At 52.7% G+C, this 19,322-nt stretch carries 17 protein-coding genes; 4 read left to right on the top strand and 13 right to left on the bottom strand.

Annotated features, from left to right (window positions below):
• Positions 1-29: 29 nt before the first annotated feature.
• From JTN23_RS16220 to JTN23_RS16255, 8 genes are all read right to left on the bottom strand, one after another.
• The gene (locus JTN23_RS16220) at positions 30-1,250 is read right to left on the bottom strand and encodes a thioredoxin family protein (protein WP_247236031.1); all 1,221 of its coding nucleotides are present in this window, start codon (positions 1,248-1,250) and stop codon (positions 30-32) included.
• A 91-nt stretch (positions 1,251-1,341) separates the two neighbouring features.
• On the bottom strand, positions 1,342-2,280 hold the full coding sequence (locus tag JTN23_RS16225) for a transporter (RefSeq protein WP_247236032.1): 939 nt from the start codon (positions 2,278-2,280) through the stop codon (positions 1,342-1,344).
• Between the two features lie 42 nt (positions 2,281-2,322).
• On the bottom strand, positions 2,323-3,411 hold the full coding sequence (locus JTN23_RS16230; RefSeq protein WP_247236033.1) for a cytochrome-c peroxidase: 1,089 nt from the start codon (positions 3,409-3,411) through the stop codon (positions 2,323-2,325).
• Between the two features lie 4 nt (positions 3,412-3,415).
• Complete coding sequence (locus JTN23_RS16235) at positions 3,416-4,249, bottom strand: MbnP family protein (RefSeq protein ID WP_247236034.1); 834 nt, start codon at positions 4,247-4,249, stop codon at positions 3,416-3,418.
• 132 nt (positions 4,250-4,381) lie between these two features.
• Complete coding sequence (locus tag JTN23_RS16240) at positions 4,382-4,783, bottom strand: hypothetical protein (RefSeq protein ID WP_247236035.1); 402 nt, start codon at positions 4,781-4,783, stop codon at positions 4,382-4,384.
• A gap of 90 nt (positions 4,784-4,873) precedes the next feature.
• Complete coding sequence (locus tag JTN23_RS16245) at positions 4,874-5,317, bottom strand: ABA4-like family protein (protein ID WP_247236036.1); 444 nt, start codon at positions 5,315-5,317, stop codon at positions 4,874-4,876.
• Between the two features lie 90 nt (positions 5,318-5,407).
• Positions 5,408-6,136, bottom strand: coding sequence for a hypothetical protein (locus tag JTN23_RS16250; RefSeq protein WP_247236037.1), 729 nt, complete (start codon positions 6,134-6,136; stop codon positions 5,408-5,410).
• Between the two features lie 520 nt (positions 6,137-6,656).
• Positions 6,657-7,007 carry a hypothetical protein gene (locus tag JTN23_RS16255; RefSeq protein WP_247236038.1) on the bottom strand — a complete coding sequence of 117 codons (351 nt, stop codon included), beginning with the start codon at positions 7,005-7,007 and terminating at the stop codon, positions 6,657-6,659.
• 337 nt (positions 7,008-7,344) lie between these two features.
• Here JTN23_RS16255 and JTN23_RS16260 point away from each other — a divergent pair, with 337 nt between their 5' ends.
• The 4 genes from JTN23_RS16260 to JTN23_RS16275 all read left to right on the top strand — a co-directional run bounded on the left by JTN23_RS16260 (position 7,345) and on the right by JTN23_RS16275 (position 12,520).
• A complete protein-coding gene (locus tag JTN23_RS16260) occupies positions 7,345-8,019 on the top strand; it encodes a MotA/TolQ/ExbB proton channel family protein (protein WP_247236039.1) in 675 nt (224 codons plus the stop codon).
• A gap of 68 nt (positions 8,020-8,087) precedes the next feature.
• Entirely contained in the window at positions 8,088-8,480 is a 393-nt protein-coding gene (locus JTN23_RS16265; RefSeq protein ID WP_207507258.1) for an ExbD/TolR family protein, read from the top strand.
• A 171-nt stretch (positions 8,481-8,651) separates the two neighbouring features.
• Positions 8,652-11,006, top strand: a complete 2,355-nt coding sequence (locus JTN23_RS16270) for a c-type cytochrome (protein WP_247236040.1) — start codon at positions 8,652-8,654, stop codon at positions 11,004-11,006.
• Between the two features lie 95 nt (positions 11,007-11,101).
• The gene (locus JTN23_RS16275) at positions 11,102-12,520 is read left to right on the top strand and encodes an enolase C-terminal domain-like protein (RefSeq protein WP_247236041.1); all 1,419 of its coding nucleotides are present in this window, start codon (positions 11,102-11,104) and stop codon (positions 12,518-12,520) included.
• 137 nt (positions 12,521-12,657) lie between these two features.
• Here the strand turns inward: JTN23_RS16275 and JTN23_RS16280 are convergent, their stop codons facing one another.
• The 5 genes from JTN23_RS16280 to JTN23_RS16300 all read right to left on the bottom strand — a co-directional run bounded on the left by JTN23_RS16280 (position 12,658) and on the right by JTN23_RS16300 (position 19,268).
• Positions 12,658-13,059 (bottom strand): energy transducer TonB, encoded by a 402-nt coding sequence (locus JTN23_RS16280; RefSeq protein ID WP_247236042.1) that lies wholly within the window; start codon positions 13,057-13,059, stop codon positions 12,658-12,660.
• Positions 13,060-13,120: 61 nt separating this feature from the next.
• Positions 13,121-15,004 (bottom strand): TonB family protein, encoded by a 1,884-nt coding sequence (locus JTN23_RS16285; protein WP_247236043.1) that lies wholly within the window; start codon positions 15,002-15,004, stop codon positions 13,121-13,123.
• Positions 15,005-15,069: 65 nt separating this feature from the next.
• A complete protein-coding gene (locus tag JTN23_RS16290) occupies positions 15,070-16,074 on the bottom strand; it encodes an OmpA family protein (RefSeq protein ID WP_247236044.1) in 1,005 nt (334 codons plus the stop codon).
• A 42-nt stretch (positions 16,075-16,116) separates the two neighbouring features.
• Complete coding sequence (locus JTN23_RS16295; protein ID WP_247236045.1) at positions 16,117-17,682, bottom strand: M56 family metallopeptidase; 1,566 nt, start codon at positions 17,680-17,682, stop codon at positions 16,117-16,119.
• A 50-nt stretch (positions 17,683-17,732) separates the two neighbouring features.
• Complete coding sequence (locus JTN23_RS16300; protein WP_247236046.1) at positions 17,733-19,268, bottom strand: TonB family protein; 1,536 nt, start codon at positions 19,266-19,268, stop codon at positions 17,733-17,735.
• Positions 19,269-19,322: the final 54 nt, after the last annotated feature.

The raw sequence follows: 19,322 nt of genomic DNA on the forward strand, positions 1-19,322 counted from the left end.
GCCGCTGCTCAACCTGCTAAGGAGCCTGCTTATAGCTTGTTACGCTTCATTTGCTTCAGGGTACTCTCAAAATCTTTTGCCTCCTCGAGGTTGAGGTCCTGCGCAAGGGTTAGGGCCTGTGTCTGTGCCTCAATCGCTTCCTGCCGGTTGCCCTGCTTGTAGAGGAGCGAAGCATACTGGTTCAGTATGTGGGGGTTCTGCTCTTTCTGGATCAGGCCCGCCATGCAGTCACATATCCGGGATAGCTTGTCTTTGTTGATGTGGTTGATGTAGGTCCAGCAGAGAGAGCTAAGCCGGTCCTGGGCCTTTTTGTAGGCTTCCGGGTTGTGCTGTTGGGTTTCTTCGGTGAGGTAGGGGGTGACTTCTTCCTGCAGGTACCGCTCCGCCGACTGGGTTAGCTTATCCAGCTTTTTGGTCTCGGTATAAAAGCCTATTTCGTACCTGGTTTTCAGCTCACGGGCAGCTCTGGGTTCTTCAATCTCATCCAGGTAGGCTAGAGTGCGCTGGAATGCCTCAAGGTCTTTTTTCTCCTGAGCCACGCGGATGCTATTACTGATAATAAACTCGAGCCGATTTTTGATGTTCGGCGTCTGCTTCTGTGTCAGCAACCACTCAAAGCCTTTGCCCCGGGCCCACTCCGTATTCTGAGCAATGAGCTTCTGCCAATTGGGTACCTGGAGTGAGTCGGCGGGAGTGTCGGCCAGTACCTGTTCCAGTTGCTCGTGGGTAGGCAGGTTGTAGATCCGCCGGAACTTGAAGTAGATAAGTAGCAGCTCCGCGTCTCTTCTTCCTTGGTCGAACGCTTCTTTATATAAACTATATACCAGACCGTTTTCGGTAGTGCGGAAGGCGCGGTCGGCCTCGGCCAGAAACTCGTGTACAGGCCGGAAGCCGACAAACTGGTGTACTACTTTTCCCTCATGGTCCAGGAAGAGGCCCGTCGGGTAGGCTTTGACACTGTACTGGAGCGCCAGGGGGCGACCACCTGCTTCGGCATCCGCTTTGTAGCTGATAAAGAAGGAGTTCATTTTCTCGCCGACCTCTTTGGTACTGAATACCTGCCGGTTGAGTACCTTGCAGGGGCCGCACCAGATAGCATAGACATCTACAAAAATCAGTTTTTTCTCAGCTTTGGCCTTTGCCTTCACGTTTTCCCAGGAGCCTCTTTCAAACCTGATCTGGGCGGAGGCCGGAATACCAATGCATACTAAACATACTGAAAGCAAGAGGAGGTAGAGGGTACGAATCATAGAAGAGTGGATAGTAAATAGGGTGATAGATAACATGGGCAAGTTAACAAAAACCATGAAACCAGCCCATGCACCCTCTGTTAACCCTATTTTAAAAAAGCCACGCTACCTGCACCAGCGCCCGTGACCGGGCTACCACGTGGCCTCCCGACAGGTTCTGAGCCAGGGGCCGCTGGGCCGTGATCCCCAGCATCCAGTGGTTGGCAAACAGGGTAGCGCCGGCCGTGGCATTCAGCAGGCTGCCGCCCGTTTCGGTTAGTAGTTTCTGATCCTGGCTACCGTGCGCCGAATGCTCCGCGTATACCCCCAGATGCGGCACCAGCGAAAGGTTGCCGAGTGAGAAGGTACGGTACAGCTCGGCCGTCCCGTACCACTGGTTGCCGAAGCGGTACCCCTGCGAGTTGGTTGTATTAAACTTCCGGGACACGTTGAGCGCCAGCCCCCATTTGTCCTGAGTAATAGTATAAAATGCGTTGGCGATAAAATCCGTGCTGCCGGTACCGGGCTGGAAGTTGGCATTGGCTACTTCCAGAGGATTCTCGGCGTTGTAGCGGAAACGCCCGGTCGGAAGCTTGATGCCTCCTCCTATCAGCAGTGTATGGTTAAAGCGCCGCGACTCGTCACTGTCCATAAATGTGTTGAGTACATTGTAAGAGGCCAGTACCGTAGCGTCGCCAAAGCCCTGCTGCTGCTTTACCTCCGAGGTAGTGATTTGCTCGTCGAATCGGTAGGGCAGAAACGCCAGCACCTGCACCCGCTTCACCGGAAAAAAACGGCCGTATAGTTCAGTGATACGAAACGTTTCCTGTGTATGAAGTACCTGGCTGGTAGGGTGGGTATCGAAGTGGAGGTACTGGTAGCGCACACCAGCCATAGCGCGATGCGCCTGCGGCATCATGCCGAAGTAGGAGCCCCCGTTGGCGCAGCCACACACATCACACGAAAAGGCAATACCTGGGGCCAGCAACAGGACGAGCAGGAGGGGCAGTACGCACCAGCGCCTGGTGCGTAGGAGTATATAAGTAGTCATAGTGACGTAGAGATCACGTAGAAGTGTTAGAATAAATAACAATTAGAATGCATTGCCGATACCGGGGTCAGAGAGGCGACGGTCCCGGATAAACTGGTCGTCGTTCAGCGTTTTCAGGAAGGCTATGATGGCCTGCTTCTCGGTGGGGGAGAGCGTCAAGCCCCCTTTACCCGTGTCGTTTTTGAGGATGGGATCGAGTGTCAGGGAGCTGAACACGCTGTCCGTATAGTGATCCAGTACCTCTTCCAGCGTATAGTAGCGCCCATCGTGCATGTAAGGCGAGGAAAGACCTACGTTGCGCAGGCTGGGTACCTTGAAGGTGTAACGATCTGTTTCGACCTGTGTAACGTCATATCGCCCCAGGTCGTTACCGGGCAGCGGCCGGAGGCCATTGTTCCGGAAGCTGTGGTCGGTAAATAGCTCACCGCTATGGCAGGAGCTACAGTGCTGCTTGAATAGAGTCAGTCCCTGCCGCTCCTGCGTGTTGAGGGCAGAGGCATCGCCCATGGTGTAGTAGTCGTAGCGTGAGGTAGCCGACACCATCGTGAGCATAAACTGCGACAGCGCCTTCATCATGCGCTCAGTAGTGATCTCGTCGCTACCAAACGCTGACCTGAACCGCCTGGGGTAGTCAGGAGTCTTGCGGAGCTTATCCAGTACATTACCTACCTTTTCGTCCATCTCCACCTCATTTTCGATGGCATTGAAGGGCACAAAGTCCAGATCATGGACACCCCCGTCCCAGAAGAACACCGGGCTCCAGGCCATATTCTGTACGGACTGCGCATTGCGCTTACCCAGCCGATCATCTACGCCGTGGCTGAGGTCGTGGCCGTGGTGCGTAAAGGCCGAAGCCTGCTGGTGGCAGGTACCGCAGCCAATGAGGCCATTGCGGGACAGGATACCGTCGTAAAACAGGAATTTGCCCAGCTCCACGCCCTCCGCCGTCAGCGGATTGGCCTGGAAATCGTACACCGGCTCCGGAAAGTGACGGGGCTTGGTCCAGTTGTAAGGGGTAGGCTTAGTAGCCGGCTCCGGTTCGGGGCTCTCCCGCTCGGGTTGGCAGGAGAGCAGAGTAAGACCAGTACCCATCAGAAAGCTGTACAGGGTAAGACGAAGTAGGCTTATCATATCACTAGTGGCTGTGGCTATGCATGTGGTCATAGCTGAACATGTTGACGTAGTTGTTGGCAATTGTTGTCGAAAACGGCGACACCATGACCGTCGGATTGGTGGCTAAGCTTACCTGAGCAGGACCGTTAAAGACTTTAAGTACATCTGCCAGCAGGTGTACTTCGGGGGAGGAGCTAGGCCCTACCTGCGCTTTATCGGAACCAAACTGGAGCCGTACGGTATGTATGTTATTAAAGGTAGGCGTGCTATACCCACCAAAGCCGCCGATATGGTACCTGAACTTGCGGTTGCCCGCGGCGTCGGCCGGAGCCTGCGGAGAAGTACCTTCCATTTTCAGGAATATATAGCCCGAGTTCCAGGACCAGTACATGCTGTTGCCTTCGTGTGAGGCATCCGCCGGGTCAAGTACTCCCGTACGTTTGCTGATGTCCGACACGGAGCGCAGACTATCCACACCCACCACAAACTCTACGCCCACGTACTCTCCGGCGGGTACATTTTTCAGCTTCACAAACTGCGACTGCCGCTCCGCTTCCCGGATCAGGAAGTAGCTCGAGTCCTGCGGTACGGTATAGTGGGTGCCATCGGCGCGCAGTAGCTTGATGTTTGATACAAAGTAGTTGAGGAGGTCTACGGTGAAGCTTTCGCCCGCGGCATTCTGGTAGGTACCACTGCCGAGGACAACATTTTTGGTGCCGGCTACATTGTCAAATTCCAGCGTCAGCTCACCCGTACCGGTAGGAGCTATCTCATTAGAGTTGGTACAGGCTAGTAGAAGTGCCGAGAAAGCAAGGGCAGCAAAAAGACTATATATAAAGTAAGAGAGACCTTTCATGGTAATGCAGGTAATGTAATGAAGAAATAAAAAAAGAGTAGTACCCGGCGCTAGTGGATAAGCCGGTCACGGTATAAGGCCGTGACAGCCACTACGCAGCAGGTGCATTTGATAAAAATAGAAAGGGAGATATTAGGCTACTGATGGCGGATGAAAGATGTCATCAACGGCCGTAGAGACTACCAGAGAGGCAGTATACGAATAGCTGGGAGTAGGAAGATCCAGCACTTGTGTCTGGGGGGGCTGAAAGAGCGTTGGATGGTCCCATCCCTCCGCTACCTGAACAAGCAGGCTGTACATGAAGCTTTGCTCAGCCTGGCGTTCTTCCTGTTTGCGGCTGTCGGCCAGGCGCTTGGCCAGGTAGCATTTGCCGTTGCAGCGTAGCTGGGGCCGGTTGCGGTTGACGCACAGATTCTTGATGATGTAGTCGCGGCGAAGCTCGTAGTCAAGGTACAACAGGGGCATCACCCATGCTTTCACAAGCATCAGAAACAGTAAGCTCAGGGCCATCCATTGTCTGCTGAAGTCTTTCATTAAAGGAGTAACGCTACTTTACCCGGCGTCAGTATGTACGGCGCAAAGGTAGTAACGAAATCCGGGGGAGCCTACCCTAGGTACTTTGTTTTACTTTTCAGGGGCAAGTACGGTACCGGGTTGTCGGATGGTACGGATAATCCAGTACAGCAGCAGACCGACTGGTCCCAGCATAAAGCAGAACAAGAGCGGTACCACGATCAGCCAGTGCGGCACCTCTCTTTCCTGCGCGTCGCGCAGCACCACACTACCCGCTACCAGGTCAAAAGCCAGGTAGTGGATCCAGCCCGCCAGCATAACCTCATCGCCTCCGTTCTGAAAAAGTCCTTTCACGCCCGCCAGCGTACTGAATGCTCCGAAATCTACCGGACCACCGCCAAACAGGTACAGGGCGTACAGTACCGCCAGCAGTACCGGTATCACAAAAGATCTCACCAGCCATTGTGTAAAGCGCCAGCGGGGCGCTACCGCCATAAGCAGCCACTGCGGCAGTACCAGCAGGTTAGCGATCTGAAAAGCCTGATCGGGAGTCATAGGATGAAGAGTAGGGGGTGTGACATGAGAAATTTACTTAAATAAAATGTATTGCAGCAATAGATAAATAGTAAAGTAATCGCTACCTGATTAACGGCCTCTAAATTGATAATGTAGTTGCAGGCTGGTACCTGCCGACATAGTAAAGTGATAGCCGCCTGCAATGCCAATTCCGGGGTAGTAGGGGGTATATCCCTCACCAAACAGGCGGTAGTGATAGTTCAGGCGGGTAACCCAGCGGAGCATCCAGCGGGACTGCGGAAAAAAGTCAAAAGCAAAGTAAGGCTCCGCCCCAACGCCTATGTTGTTGACGAGGCGGCGCTCCGTATAGTCACCGTAGGTAGGGCCCGCATAGCGGAGGTCGGTGCGATACTGGCAGAAGGTGACGATACCAAGTATTCCAAAATGGGTTCGCTGCCGATCGCCGGTTGCCCGTTCCCTGCCTGCCTTTAGATACCAGCCATTGATCTGGTTGGCCTCCTCTACGCCGCTCGGATAGTTGATCGTTAGGTGGGTGTAGCCAAGCAAGCCAGTCAGGTGGTAGTACCTATCTATTCTTTTACGAAACGTAACCTCATAAATACCCCGGTTACGCTGGGTACCATTGGCATACTCAATAACAGGAGCTTTATTACCCTGCAGCCAGAAGGGAATATTCTTGAATACGTCTATACCTACCGAATACTCTCTGAAAGTAGGGGCGGTTGGGGTACTTTTTGAGCTGGTATCAACCTCAGTTACTTGCCCATGGACTACTTGCCCAATCAGGAAGTGGAGCCACAGCAGCGTCCAAAGTAGTGCATGTATATTTTTCTTCATCACTGATTCTGGATTTGGATGTATATGCCTCTTAGAGCATAATGTCCGGGTTCCCGTGAGCCCAGGTACGAGTGATATTCTACATGTACCTTTGGAAAGGTACTTCGGTAGTACGGTCCACGTTCCGGTGCTTTGATGTCATTATAGTAGCCACATTTTTTACTTGTATCAAATACTCTTTGGTAGTAAAGAGTAAGAGTATCAACGTGGTCGGGAAAGTGGAAAAGAAAGGTAGTGCTATCCTGAAGCAGGGAAATGGGAAATCTACTATAGGAGAAATATAGCGACATCGTATCCCTATTAAATATAGAGTCAGATTTAGCCCCCAATGCACTTATTCGTATCAATTGATCTTTTTGGGGTAGGCTTATTTCAACAAAGGGCTCGCCCATAGGACCGCAGTCGTAGCAACTAGTCGTGATCCAGGGTAGTGTCAGCAGGATAAGGATACGTAGAAGTTTAATCATATATGTTCAGATAGGAGGAGGATATAAATAAGAAGAGTAAGGCCGGTACAGGTCTACTTACTCTCCTTCAGGGTACGTCCCAGCAGAGCACCTACGAAAGCACCTGTCAGCGTAGGGAATATACCCATATAAGTCGTAAACTTGGCTATTCGTGGATCAGTGGCAACCACTATGTCGCTGTTGCTGAATAGCGAATAGGCTACCAGCAGGGTAAGTACCTGAACCAGCGCCAGCACCCAGCCCTTACGAGGCTGCAGCCATCCAAGCCCGAAGCTTAGAAGAACATTGATAAAAAACGGCAGGTGGACCGTCGTACTCTTGAAGCAGACCATGGCTATGATACCACCGCTTACAACTGCTACGGGCAGCTGACGTACCAGGTCCGGAGTGAAGAATGGTTTCATCAGATATGATTTAGACGTATGAATATTACCAGTTGGTAAATAATTGATCAGGACAAAGGTAAAAAAGCGTTCCAGTAATCCTTGCCCACAAGTTGCGTAGTACAGGGGCAGGAACGGATTTTATAGCCTTTTTCATCAACCCGGAAATCCGGTAGTGGTGACAAAAAATCAGAACAGACGTGAGGAAAGAACAGGTTACATTCCTCCTGAAAAGTAAAATCTCTATCTTTGGACTTTGAACAATAAGAGCGGGAGTAGTCCGTTTATTGTCAGAAGTTGTTTTGAAATGTATTGATACGTACCATTCAGTCTTAAACTTTTCACTTTTATTGTTTATATGATGCTTCTTCAAGTCGACTCTACCATGGCAGCTCCGGCTGCAGAGCAAGGCCTTTCCGTCATTGACCTTTTGATGAAAGGAGGCTGGGTAATGCTTCCTCTTGGCTTGCTGTTTTTGGGAACTCTATTTCTGATCATTGAGCGCTTTCTGGCTATTACTGCCAATGGAAAGATCGAACAGGGTTTTGTCGATAACGTAAAAGACTTTATTCAGCAGGGTAACCTCAAATCAGCTGAGTCGCTCTGCCGTAACCAGCGTACCGCCGCCGGGCGTATATTCGAGCGGGCTACCGGCCGGATCGGCTACCCGATCAAAGACATTGAAACTTCTATAGAGAACGCGGGCCAGATCGAGCTGCAGCGGATGGAAGGTAACCTGCCTTACCTGGGGGTTATTGCCGGTATTGCACCCATGCTTGGTTTCGTAGGTACGATCTCGGGCATCATCCGTATTTTCTACGATATCTCTATCTCCAACGACTTCAACATCAGTACGATCGCGGGTGGTATGTACGAGAAGATGATTACATCCGGAACGGGTCTGATCATCGGTCTTATCGCCTACGCAGGTTATCACCTGCTCAACATGAAGATAGACCGCTTCGCGCTGAAGCTGCAGATGGCTGCTTCGGACTTCCTAGATGTACTACAGAAGCCGGTAGCCTCACGTTAATCGTAGGTACTTTGTATAGCGAAGAAAGCGAATTACCTAACCAGTTAACTCTCTAATACCTAAGTTAGATGAAAATACGTCGGAAGAGTCGGTTTGCGCCGGAAGTGTTTACGCACTCGCTCAACGATATCATGTTTTTCCTGCTGCTGTTCTTTTTGATCATCTCCACGATGGCCAATCCGAACGTTATCAAGCTGCTCTTACCCAAGGCCGGTTCATCACAGCAGGTATACAAGAAGCAGATCACGCTGTCGGTAGATGCCGATAAAAACTACTTCATAGATAAGGACCCCGTACCGTTTGAGCAGCTGGAAGCCCAGCTACAGGGCGTCTTTGCCAATGTACAGGAGCCTACTGTGGTACTGCGTGTGGATAAAAATCTGGCCGTACAGGATCTGGTGGATGTACTGGAACTGGGAGCCCGTCAGAACATCAAGATGGTAATGGCCACCGCCAGGTAGTACCTGAGCAGATAAATAGTAAAGCCAGGCAGCCCGCACGAGTGTACTACGTGCGGGCTGCCTGGCTTTTAGGACTACCACTCTCTAAAGTCTTCTACTTTTAGAGGTAAAATGCTCTTTTGCGCGTCTTTGGATAGTAAGGGTTACTAAATCCTTATGCTCCTGAACCTCATGTTAAGATTCTTATCTGTTATACTCCTGACCGTATGGTTAGGCACTCTTGCAACTCAGGCCCGAGCTCTGGATCATGGGTCGCAGCGCCCGCCGGATGCGCGGCCCCTGGATGTATGGGCCTTCCGCTCGGTACTGGACAAGCAGCCCCGGATGCTCACGCTGGCCCTCGATCAGGACCTGTACCTGGCTTATGATCTGGCCCGCTGTGCGGTCTACAAAGCCTGGAAGGGGGGCGTACTGATGGACGGTGCCGCCTATACCGACCGTAAAAATGTGCAGCCAACCAGTTGGGGTACGGCCTACTTTACCGACACCGACCGGGAGCATAGGTGGATTGTCCGGCGGGGCAAAAAGGAGCTACCGACTACCATCATCAGCCAGGGATACCGGTTTAAAGAAGGGCAGATCTACCTGGGCTACTACCTGATACTTACCAGTGGCGATACCATCCGGATTGAAGAGCGGCCGGAGTTTATAAGTGATAAGGGGAAGCCCGGCCTGGAGCGCGTGATACGGACTTCGGGCATACCTATCGAGCTCACGGTAACACTGACTACTGCCGGAGAAACGATTACCATAAAGCCCAACGGTACCACGCGACTACTAAGGTACTTTGAGGCACTACCCAAACAGGCCCCGCCCCGGATGCAGGACCAGTATGACCACCTGGGCCGGTACTGGATGGAGAAGAGCGATTGCTTTACCTGCCATGAGCTGGAGAAGCCCATGGTGGGGCCGGCCCTTCAGCAGATAGCCAGCCGCTACCCCAAAGACAAAGAAACCCGGCAGCAACTGATCAGTAAGGTGAAGCAGGGAGGCTCGGGTACATGGGGCTCTGCCGCCATGAATGCTCATCCGGCTCTGTCTGACGAGGAGGTCAAGTCCATGCTGGACTACATCTTTACGCTGAAGCCTAAGGAAGAAACCCAAACTTCTAATACCACCGCCCAGGCACCGCCTAAGCCTAAAGAAGCTCCGGAAGCCCCCAAGCCTGTTACCAAGCCTGGCTTTGGCGAAGCGCTGGAGGGACTGCATCCGAGTTATAAGGTGAGTACCATCCGTCCAGAGGGGTTCAAGCCGCGGGTAGGAGCTATGGCCTTCCTGCCCGACGGGCGTCTGTTGGTCTCTACCTGGGACACCGTTGGAGGCCTGTACCTGCTGGATGGTGTGCAGTCGGGTGATGGCAACCGGGTAAAGGTAAAACGTATTGCTTCCGGCTTGGCCGAGCCGCTGGGTATGGAGGTGGTAGATGGAGAGATATACGTTCTGCAAAAGCATGAGCTGACCCGGCTGATTGATCATGACGGCGACGAGGTCATAGATGAGTACCGGCCCGTGTGTAACAGCTGGGGCGTGACCGACGACTTCCACGAATTTGCCTTCGGGCTGGTTCATAAGGATGGCTACTTCTACGTGACGCTGTCGATGGCTATGCGGCTCATGGCCGGTCAGAAGCAGCACCCCGACCGGGGACGTACGCTTAAGATCAGTAAGAATGGTACCTACGAGTGGCTCAATTACGGCCTGCGTACGCCCAACGGCATTGGCCTGGGACCCGACGATGAACTGTTCGTGACCGATAATCAGGGACAATGGCTACCGGCCAACAAGCTCATCCATGTCAAGCGGGGAGAGTACCACGGTATGGCCTGGGGGTTAGATGACCCTACCAATCCTCCCCCCATGGCGATGCCGGCGATCTGGCTGCCGGAGGACGAAATTGGTAACTCGCCCTCTGAGGTACTGCTTATGCGCGATGGCCCTTACAAGGGGCAGCTACTGCACGGAGAGGTAACCCACGGAGGCATCAAGCGTGATTTTCTGGAAAAAGTAGACGGGCAGTACCAGGGGGCGGTATTTCGCTTTACCCAGGGGCTGGAAGCAGGCATCAATCGGATGCGCTGGGGACCCGACGGAGCCCTGTACGTCGGAGGAGTAGGTATGGTAGGAGGCTGGAGCTGGAAAGAAAAACAGTACGGCCTGCAGCGCATGAAGTACACCGGCAAGCCTACCTTCGAGATGCTGGCGGTACGGGCCCGGCCCAAGGGCTTCGAGATAGAGCTGACCGAGCCGCTGTCACGCCGACAGGAGCTGAAGTTATCGGACATCCTGGTGCAGCAGTGGTGGTACCTGCCTACCGCCAGCTACGGCGGCCCCAAGAAAGACCTGGAAACCTTATCGGTGAGCCGGATGGAGCTATCGAAGGACCGTACGAAACTATACCTGGAAATACCGGGGCTTAAAGAAGAGCATGTAGTGTACTTTCGATTGCCGGATTGGATGAAGAGCACGAAGCGCCGCGCGCTCTGGTCCGGTGAAGCCTGGTACACACTCAACCGCATACCGAAGTAGAAGCGGGCGAAGTAGAAAAAACTTTCAACGCCACCGTCAAGCCCCGTAGGGGCGGCACCAATTTAACCTATTACCTAAACCAATAACCTAAGCCCATGAACCATCCACCGCACACGGGCCCCACTACCAACCGCCGGACGTTTATCAAAAACAGCGGGGCTATGATGGCCCTGGGTGTGGCTGGCTTCTCCATGGCCCCTGATACAATGGTACCTGATCAAAAACCGTTTGCTCCGATCCGCATCAAGCGGGTTGATTCTAACTTTGAGCGCGAGCCCCTGACCCCTTATCGTTTCAAAGGGAGCGCTATTACCGAAGCCTGGCAGAGTATCGCCTTCATGGAATCTGATGCTGGCGTCAGCAAGATCGGCCTGGGTACCCAGAGCGTACTTTGGTCTGATTCAAGGGTATTCTCACAGCATTCCGAAAATGGCGGCAATGCCCTGATGTACGCCATGACTGACCGTGCCCTGCAGATGATACAGGGTACTTCGTTTAGTGATCCGGTAAAGCTGCTGGATGATATACTGCCCGAGGTACTAGCCTATGGCCGGGCCATCACCCGCACGCCCGACCTCCGCAAGACCTTCGCCCTGAATGCCCTGGTAGCGGTTGACAACGCCGCCTGGCTGCTGTACGCTCAGCAGAATGGCATTAACCGCTTTGACGATATGATACCCGCCGCGTACCGGCCCGGCCTGTCGCACCGGCACAGCAAGGTGGCGAGTATACCCTCATTCAGCGTGGGTACGGAGGTGAGCAAGCTCAAGGCCGCTGCCGACGAAGGGTACTTTATCATGAAGCTCAAAACCGGCGCGGCGGGTACGCAGCAGGAGATGCTGGAGAAGGATATCGCCTTTATGACGGCCCTGCACAAAGCCATCGGTCACTACGAAACGCCCTACACCAAGAGCGGCAAGATTCCCTACTACTTCGATGCCAACGGACGCTACGAGAAAAAAGAAACGCTGCTGCGTTTCCTGGACCAGGCTAAGAAGATAGGCGCCTTTGATCAGATTGCGGTCATTGAGGAGCCCTTTGCCGAAGAAAACGAAACCTTCGTCGGGGACATGGGCGTACGCATTGCCGCCGACGAAAGCGCCCATACCGTGGAGGACGCCGCTACCCGCATTGAGCAGGGCTACTCGGCCATTGCCGTCAAGGCCATTGCCAAGACCCTCAGCATGACCATGAAGATTGCCCAGTACGCTTATGAGAAGGGAGTACCCTGCTTCTGTGCCGATCTGACGGTCAACCCCATCCTGGTCGACTGGAACAAGAGCGTAGCCGCCCGTCTGGCTCCCTTCCCGAATATGGACATTGGTCTGCAGGAAACCAACGGCCACCAGTACTACAAAAACTGGGACAAGATGGTATCCTACCACCCCAAAGCCGGTGCCAGCTGGACTAAAACCCAAAAAGGCGTGTACCCAACCGGCCCGGAGTTCTATGAGCAGAGCGCGGGAATCTTACAGACTTCTGATCACTATGAAAAGCTGGTGAACAGGGGGTGAAAGGGTAGGAAAGGAGGAGAGGAGGAAAGTAAAATAACTACAAAGTAATTAAAGTTGGAATGCAGAGTAAGAGGATTTTTTCCCTCTGAGAAACTCAGTGCGCTTACTCTCTTTACTCTGTGGTTAACCCTCTTAAATCACTCTACCTGGAAGTTGATAGGTAGATTGTACTGTACGGCTACCCGTTGCCCTTGGAGCTCTCCGGGTACCCACTTAGGCATACGTTTAATAACCCGTACCGCTTCCTGATCTACCTCCTTATTAACGCCACTTTTTACAGTTATGTCACGGATGGTACCATCTTCGCCCACCACAAAGGTAGTCATAACTTTTCCCTGTACCTTATTGCGGGCTGCCATAGTCGGATATTGGATATTCCTGGCTAAATACTCATACATGGCCCTGACCCCTCCCGGAAACTCAGGAGATTTATCCACCTCCGTGTATATTTTTTCTTCCGACTGAGCGTAAGCCGCAGGAGTACCTGCCATGGTCCAGAGCCCGGCCAGGGCTAGCAGCAGCATAAGTTGCCTTTTCATGGGTGTGGTTTATTAGATTAGTTATACCGTAGCAATATACATACTACCCATATTTCCTTCTTTACTCCTTCTTTAAATTTTCTGATTCGATAATAATAGTACTGCTGCTTCTGGAAGTATGTATGGGACTTAGGCCTATGGGTATATTATCCGGTAGTCGGGTTGGTAAAGCAAAGTCCACCGCATCGTCCAGCTTATAATTTAGAAATCCGGTAGCACTGCCCTGCCGCTTTTCCTTGTTTTCCTTTACGTCGTCTTCCTCTATCGTAAACTGAATGGGCAGCGTATACACCACGGATACCGGCTGGCCGTTCTGCATGGCGGGCTTCCAGGCGGGCATGTTCAGCACCACCCGCAGGGCCTCCTCGTCGATACCCGCGCCGAGGCCCTTAGTGATTCTGGGCTCCCGGATCGAGCCCCTTTCACTGACCACAAAACTAATAAATACCTTTCCCTGTATCCGCTTGTCTCTGGCTTCCGTAGGGTACCGGATCTTTTTGGCAAGGTACATGTACATTTCCTTTATTCCACCCGGAAACTCCGGCATTTGTTCCACAAGGCGGTACACCTCTCCGTCACGGGTAGGTAGGGCGCTGGTATCGGCGGAGGACGCTTTAATTTGGGCGATCGGATATGTGACAATAGTTATTTCCTCCAGCGGCTGCTCCTGCCGTTTCAGGGCTATGCGCAGTACCTGGTTTTTCTTCGTTACGTTCACCTTCAGGGTTTCGTAGCCTACGTGGCTAACCGCCAGCGAACTGTTGAGCGGTACCTCCTTCAGCTCAAACTTCCCGTCTGGACCAGTGGTAGTGGTACCTGCCGTACTGCCGGTCACTACCACGTTGGCCCCCGGTAGCGGCTGGTTGGTCTGGGCGTTGAGTACGGTACCTGTTACGGTGGTTTTTTCTTCCTGCACAGGCGCGGGGAGAGGAGTAGCTTCGGGTAAGGAACCGCCCTGTGGCACTGATACAGGGCCAGGTTTGTCGGGCACTACTGTCGGAAAGAGTATGGACGTGACACTTTCCTCAGGAATCAGTGCCAGGCGTTCATGGGCCGCCGAGAGCATCAGTACCAGCCCGATCAGGGGCAGGATGGTCAGGTACTTACCCAGCGACCAGCGGGAGTCACGGTTTTTGTATAGCATCTGAATGCGGTCTTTTAGGAGTGATGAATTGAAGAAATGATTGGTAAGTACCGCCACGGGCGTGTTCAAAGAATAAGCCACCAGAAAGCTGGCGTAGCGGTCGCGGTTGGTGGCCTGCTGGTCGGCCAGGTACTCGTGTACCTGCTGCAGCGAGCGCTTATACAGGATCAGCACCGGATTGAACCAGAACAGGGCCCGCAGTAGCTCCACCAGCAGAATATCCAGACTATGCCGCTGCTGCACATGTACTAGCTCGTGGCTAAGAATCGTGTCAAAGTGGTGTTCGTAGTCGTTGCGGCTGATGACTACCCATTTTAGGAACGAAAATGAGCCTACCGGAGCGCCGGGCCGCCGGCCGCCGGACCGCTTGTCATCGTTCATCAGGACCAGCGTGTAGCCCTCCATCTCAATCGTTTCCCCCTGTCGGATAAACCTAAACAGCTGGCGCAGGTACCGGTATAATCGGATACTCATACCTACTACTCCCAGAGCGTACACTAGCCATACCCACTGCGTCCAGTCGGGCTGTGACCAGTCGGGGGAAGCGGAGGTACTGACAACAGAGGTCTCCGGCCGGATAACTACGGCCGGCACGGCGTCCACCACGTACATGGCCTGCGGTGCTACGGGAGCGGCCTCCGGATACTGGAGTAGCGGTAGGGCAAACGACGCCAGCAAAGCCCCGAGCAGGTAGGCGCGGTTCCAGCCGAAGAAGGTATGCTTACGCAGCAACAGCCAGTAGCAGACGTAGAGTAGTAGCCAGTACAGGCTTACTTCCCCGAGGTATCGTAGCGCTTCCATGGTAGATGGTGTGGGTAAAGACAATTTGTTTTAGGACAAGACATTGACATAGAGAGGGGAGCAGCCTACTCCTGCGCAAACTGCACGACCACTCGCCGGTTTTTCATACGGTTTTCCTCGGTATCGTTGGGTGCAGCGGGTGAGTTGGACCCCATCCAACGTATTGAGAGCTGCCGGGCTGGCACGCCCAGGCTCTTAAGATAATTCATTACCGTACGGGCGCGGTACTCTGAAAGGGTCTTGTTAAGTTCTTCGCGGCCGGCATCTTCTGTGTAGCCGGTAATTTGAGCCTTCTGCCCGGGCTGCTCGCGCAGGTAGCGCGCCATCGTATTTAGCCGCTCCTTGACTTCGGTACTCAAGTCATAGCTGCTCTGACTAAAATACAGTATCACGGAACCAACAGGCTTCCATGATGAAGTTGTAGGCGCGGAGGTACTAGTAGCAGAATTGGGTGCCTTGATAGTCAACTCTTTGAACGTAAATCCGGCACCTGCTGGTACCTCCTCGCGTAGGAGTTGTCGTCCGTCTTTGGCAGAGGCAGTAATAAGGTAACGATCCGAAACGACATTCGGCAAATAAAAATGCGGTAGTCTTTTCACCACGCGTGCATCAAGTTCCGTCACAAAAGTCTGGCTGCTGCCTCTTGTTACCTTTACCTGTACATCCAGGCTATCTGGAAGATTAAAATCCAGGTAAAGCCGGTTATCCAACTGGACTGACTGCGAGTCTACGGAGCTCATAGGGACACTAATTTTAAAGGGAGCCTTACCTTCGGATCCACCGCTAAAATGTACGGGAAAAGTCACTGTTTGAAAGCCCTGACGCTCAAACCGAAAGTACTGAGCTGAATCGGGTACCTGGACATTGAAAGTACCTATATCATTACTCTCTCCAAGTAGTTGCTGCCCTTTACTGAATACGGCAAAGGCTTTCACTTTAATGTCTACGCCTGTCCCTACATCATAGCAGCTCCCCTGTACTCTGATCAGGTTTTTTGACTGAAAGGCTGTTGGCTGCTCTATACAAAGTCTGATTAGTATTGCAGCCGCCCAAATTGCTAAAAACTTCATAGTGTATATAGTAGGTTAGAAAAGATTGGGAATAGGATTCAATTAATTACCCTCAGTAGTAGTCTTACTATCCAGTTGGAAGTTGATCGGCAGATTATACTTTACATTCACCGGCCGGCCACTCTGCATACCCGGCCGCCAGCGGGGCATGGACGACACAACGCGTATCGCCTCCTCATCCGTACCGAAGCCCAGTCCTTTCAGTACCTGAATATCTTTGATTTCTCCCTCGGTAGTGATCACAAAGCTCAGGAACACTTTGCCCTGTACCTTAGCCCGCGTGGCAGCGTCGGGATACTTAATGTTCTGGCCCAGGTACTCAAACAGGGCGTTAACTCCACCGGGAAACTCAGGTACTTTCTCCACTACCGTAAAGATCGGCTGGCCGTTGATAGTGGACGACTGAACAATTGTCTTCAAAGAGTCTCCTGTGCGCGATGGTACCTGAACGGAAGGGGAGGTACTGATCTCAGTACTTGCTCCTGGAGTCATGGAGACAGACAATGTTACGTTTTTATACTTGGGATTCAGCTTTACCTCCTGCGTTTTATATCCATCGAAACCAATGTAGAGAGCGGCGTCTTTTTTGCTCCAAACGTCTATTTTGAAACGCCCTTGTAAGTCAGTAGTGGTTCCCGTTTGGGTGCCTTTGACTTCTATTATTGCGCCCGGTATAGGCTTACCTGCCTCGTTGGTTACGAAGCCCTCTACAATGGTAGGCTTCCCAGCGTCGACATCCTTGCCTTTGGTTGAAGGTACTACGTCTCGTTCGCAACTTGCGACCACCAGGGCTATAAGCAGGGTTACTACGGCCACGGCAGCGTAGGTGCTCAGTGACCAGCGGGAGTTAGGATTCTTGTACAGCATCTTGATTCGGTCTTTTAACAGTGATGAGTTGAAGAAGTGATTGGTGAGTGTAGCCACGGGAGCTCCCAACGCGTAGCTGACGAGGAACTCGGCGTAGTGGTCGCGGTTAGGCGCCTGCTGGTCGGCCAGGTACTCATGTACTTGTTGTAAGGAGCGCTTGTACAGGATCAGCACCGGGTTGAACCAGAATAGCACGCGAAGTACCTCTATCAGTAGAATGTCCAGGCTGTGGCGCTGCTGCACGTGTACCAGTTCGTGGTTGAGGATAGCATCGAAGTGGTGCTCATAGTCGCTGCGGTTGACAACGACCCATTTCAGGAATGAGAAAGAGCCAACCTGGTTGTTGTTCATCAGTACCAGCGTGTACCCTTCCATCTCGATAGCTTCGCCGCTTCGGATGAAGCGGAACAGCTCCCGGATGTGTTGGCCCAGCTTCCAGGCCATGTACAGGCCACCACCGGCATAGACGAGCCACAGCAGATTCATCCAGGTAAAGAGGTCAGGCGAAGGCGCTGCCGCCTGCACTGCCAGCACGGGAGCTGACACGGTGTAAACAGCGGGCAGGGGCGGAGCGGCTTCGGGGTACTGCACCAGTGGCAGTACAAAGGCCATTAGCAGTGAGCCCAGCAGGTAGGCGCGGTTCCAGCCGAAGAAGGTGCGCTGGCGCAGTAACAGCCAGTAGCAAGCGTAGAGTAGTAGCCAGTACAGGCTCACCTGGCCGATGTATAGGAGTGCTTCCATGGTAAGTTGGTGTGAAAAAGGTGCAGTTTATGTTTCCTGGGGTTTGGCTTCTAATCCAACTGAAAGTTTATCGGCAGGTTGTAGCGGACGTTGACAGGCTGGCCGCTCTGGATACCCGGCTGCCAGCGAGGCATTGATGATACTATACGCTTGGCTTCTACGTCGGTCCCAAAGCCCATGCTTTTTAGTATCTGAATATCTTTTATTTCTCCCTGGGAAGTAATCACAAAGCTCAGATATACGATGCCCTGTACTTTGGCCCGGACGGCGGCTGGGGGGTACTTCATGTTCTGGTTTATGTACTCGTACATAGCAGTAATTCCGCCCGGAAACTCAGGCTGCTCTTCAGCTACCGTAAAGATGGGTTGACCATCAATTGTGGATATCTGTTCTCTGGGAGGTTCTTCTGTTCTTTCCTCTAATCTACTCAATTCTTCTGACAGCATAATATTAAGTCTGCTGCTCTTATAATTGGCGCCGATAGATACTTCCATCTTTGTGAAGCCTTTGTAACTAACTATTAATTTACTATTTGAGGGTACACTCATTCTGAAGTACCCTTCTGTATCAGTAGTAGTACCGGAGGATCCTCCTTCCACGGCTATGGTGGCTCCCGCAATTGGCTTACCTTCCGAATCTCTTACAATTCCCTCTACCCGAACATTCTGCCCGGCCTCGACCTGCTCACCCATTGTAGCAGGTACTACCTCCTCACGTTCGCAACTGGCCACTACCAGAGCCACAATCAGGACTACTACGGCCACGGCAGCGTAGGTACTCAGTGACCAGCGGGAGTTACGGTTTTTGTACAGCATCCTGACCCGGTCCTTCAAGAGTGATGACTTAAAGAAGTGATTGGTAAGTGCGGCCAGAGGAGCGTCCAGTGCGTAAGCTACTAGAAACTCAGCGTAGTGGTCGCGGTTGGGCGCCTGTTGGTCGGCCAGGTACTCGTGTACCTGCTGCAGAGACTGCTTGTAGAGTAGTAGTACCGGATGGAACCAGAACAAGACCCGAAGTACCTCTACCAGTAGAATATCCAGACTGTGCCGCTGCCGGACGTGCACCAGCTCATGGTTGAGGATGGTATCAAAGTGCTGCTCATAATCGCTGCGGTTGACTACTACCCATTTCAGAAAGGAAAAGGAGCCGACTGAGTCAGTGGTGCTAAGTACCAGTGTGTAGCCCTCCATGTGAATAAAGGTACCCTGCCGGACAAACAGAAAGAGGCTGCGCAGGTGGCGGTACAGGCGCATCGCCATGACCACTACACCCACCGCGTACAGCGCCCACAGCACATCCATCCAGTTGAGGACGGCAGATGGAGGCGTCCGGGGGGCTACTGAGGTAGCGGTCACTTCACCTGGTACTGCGGGTGGGAGTGGAGATACCTCATACACAGCTGCGGGTAGGGGCGGAGCGGCCTCTGGATACTGCATCAGCGGCAGTACAAAGGCTCCCAATAGTGAGCCCAGCAGGTAGGCGCGGTTCCAGCGGAAGAAGGTGTGGTGGCGCAGGAGGAACCAGTAGCAACCATACAACAGGAGCCAGTACAGACTCACTTCGACACTATAAATGAGAACTTCCATAAACTTTGAGTTTAAGTAATGGATGGTAGTACTGTCTCTTTAGATGCGTATATA

The sequence above is a fragment of the Telluribacter roseus genome (assembly GCF_017355915.2).
Lineage (GTDB): Bacteria > Bacteroidota > Bacteroidia > Cytophagales > Spirosomataceae > Telluribacter.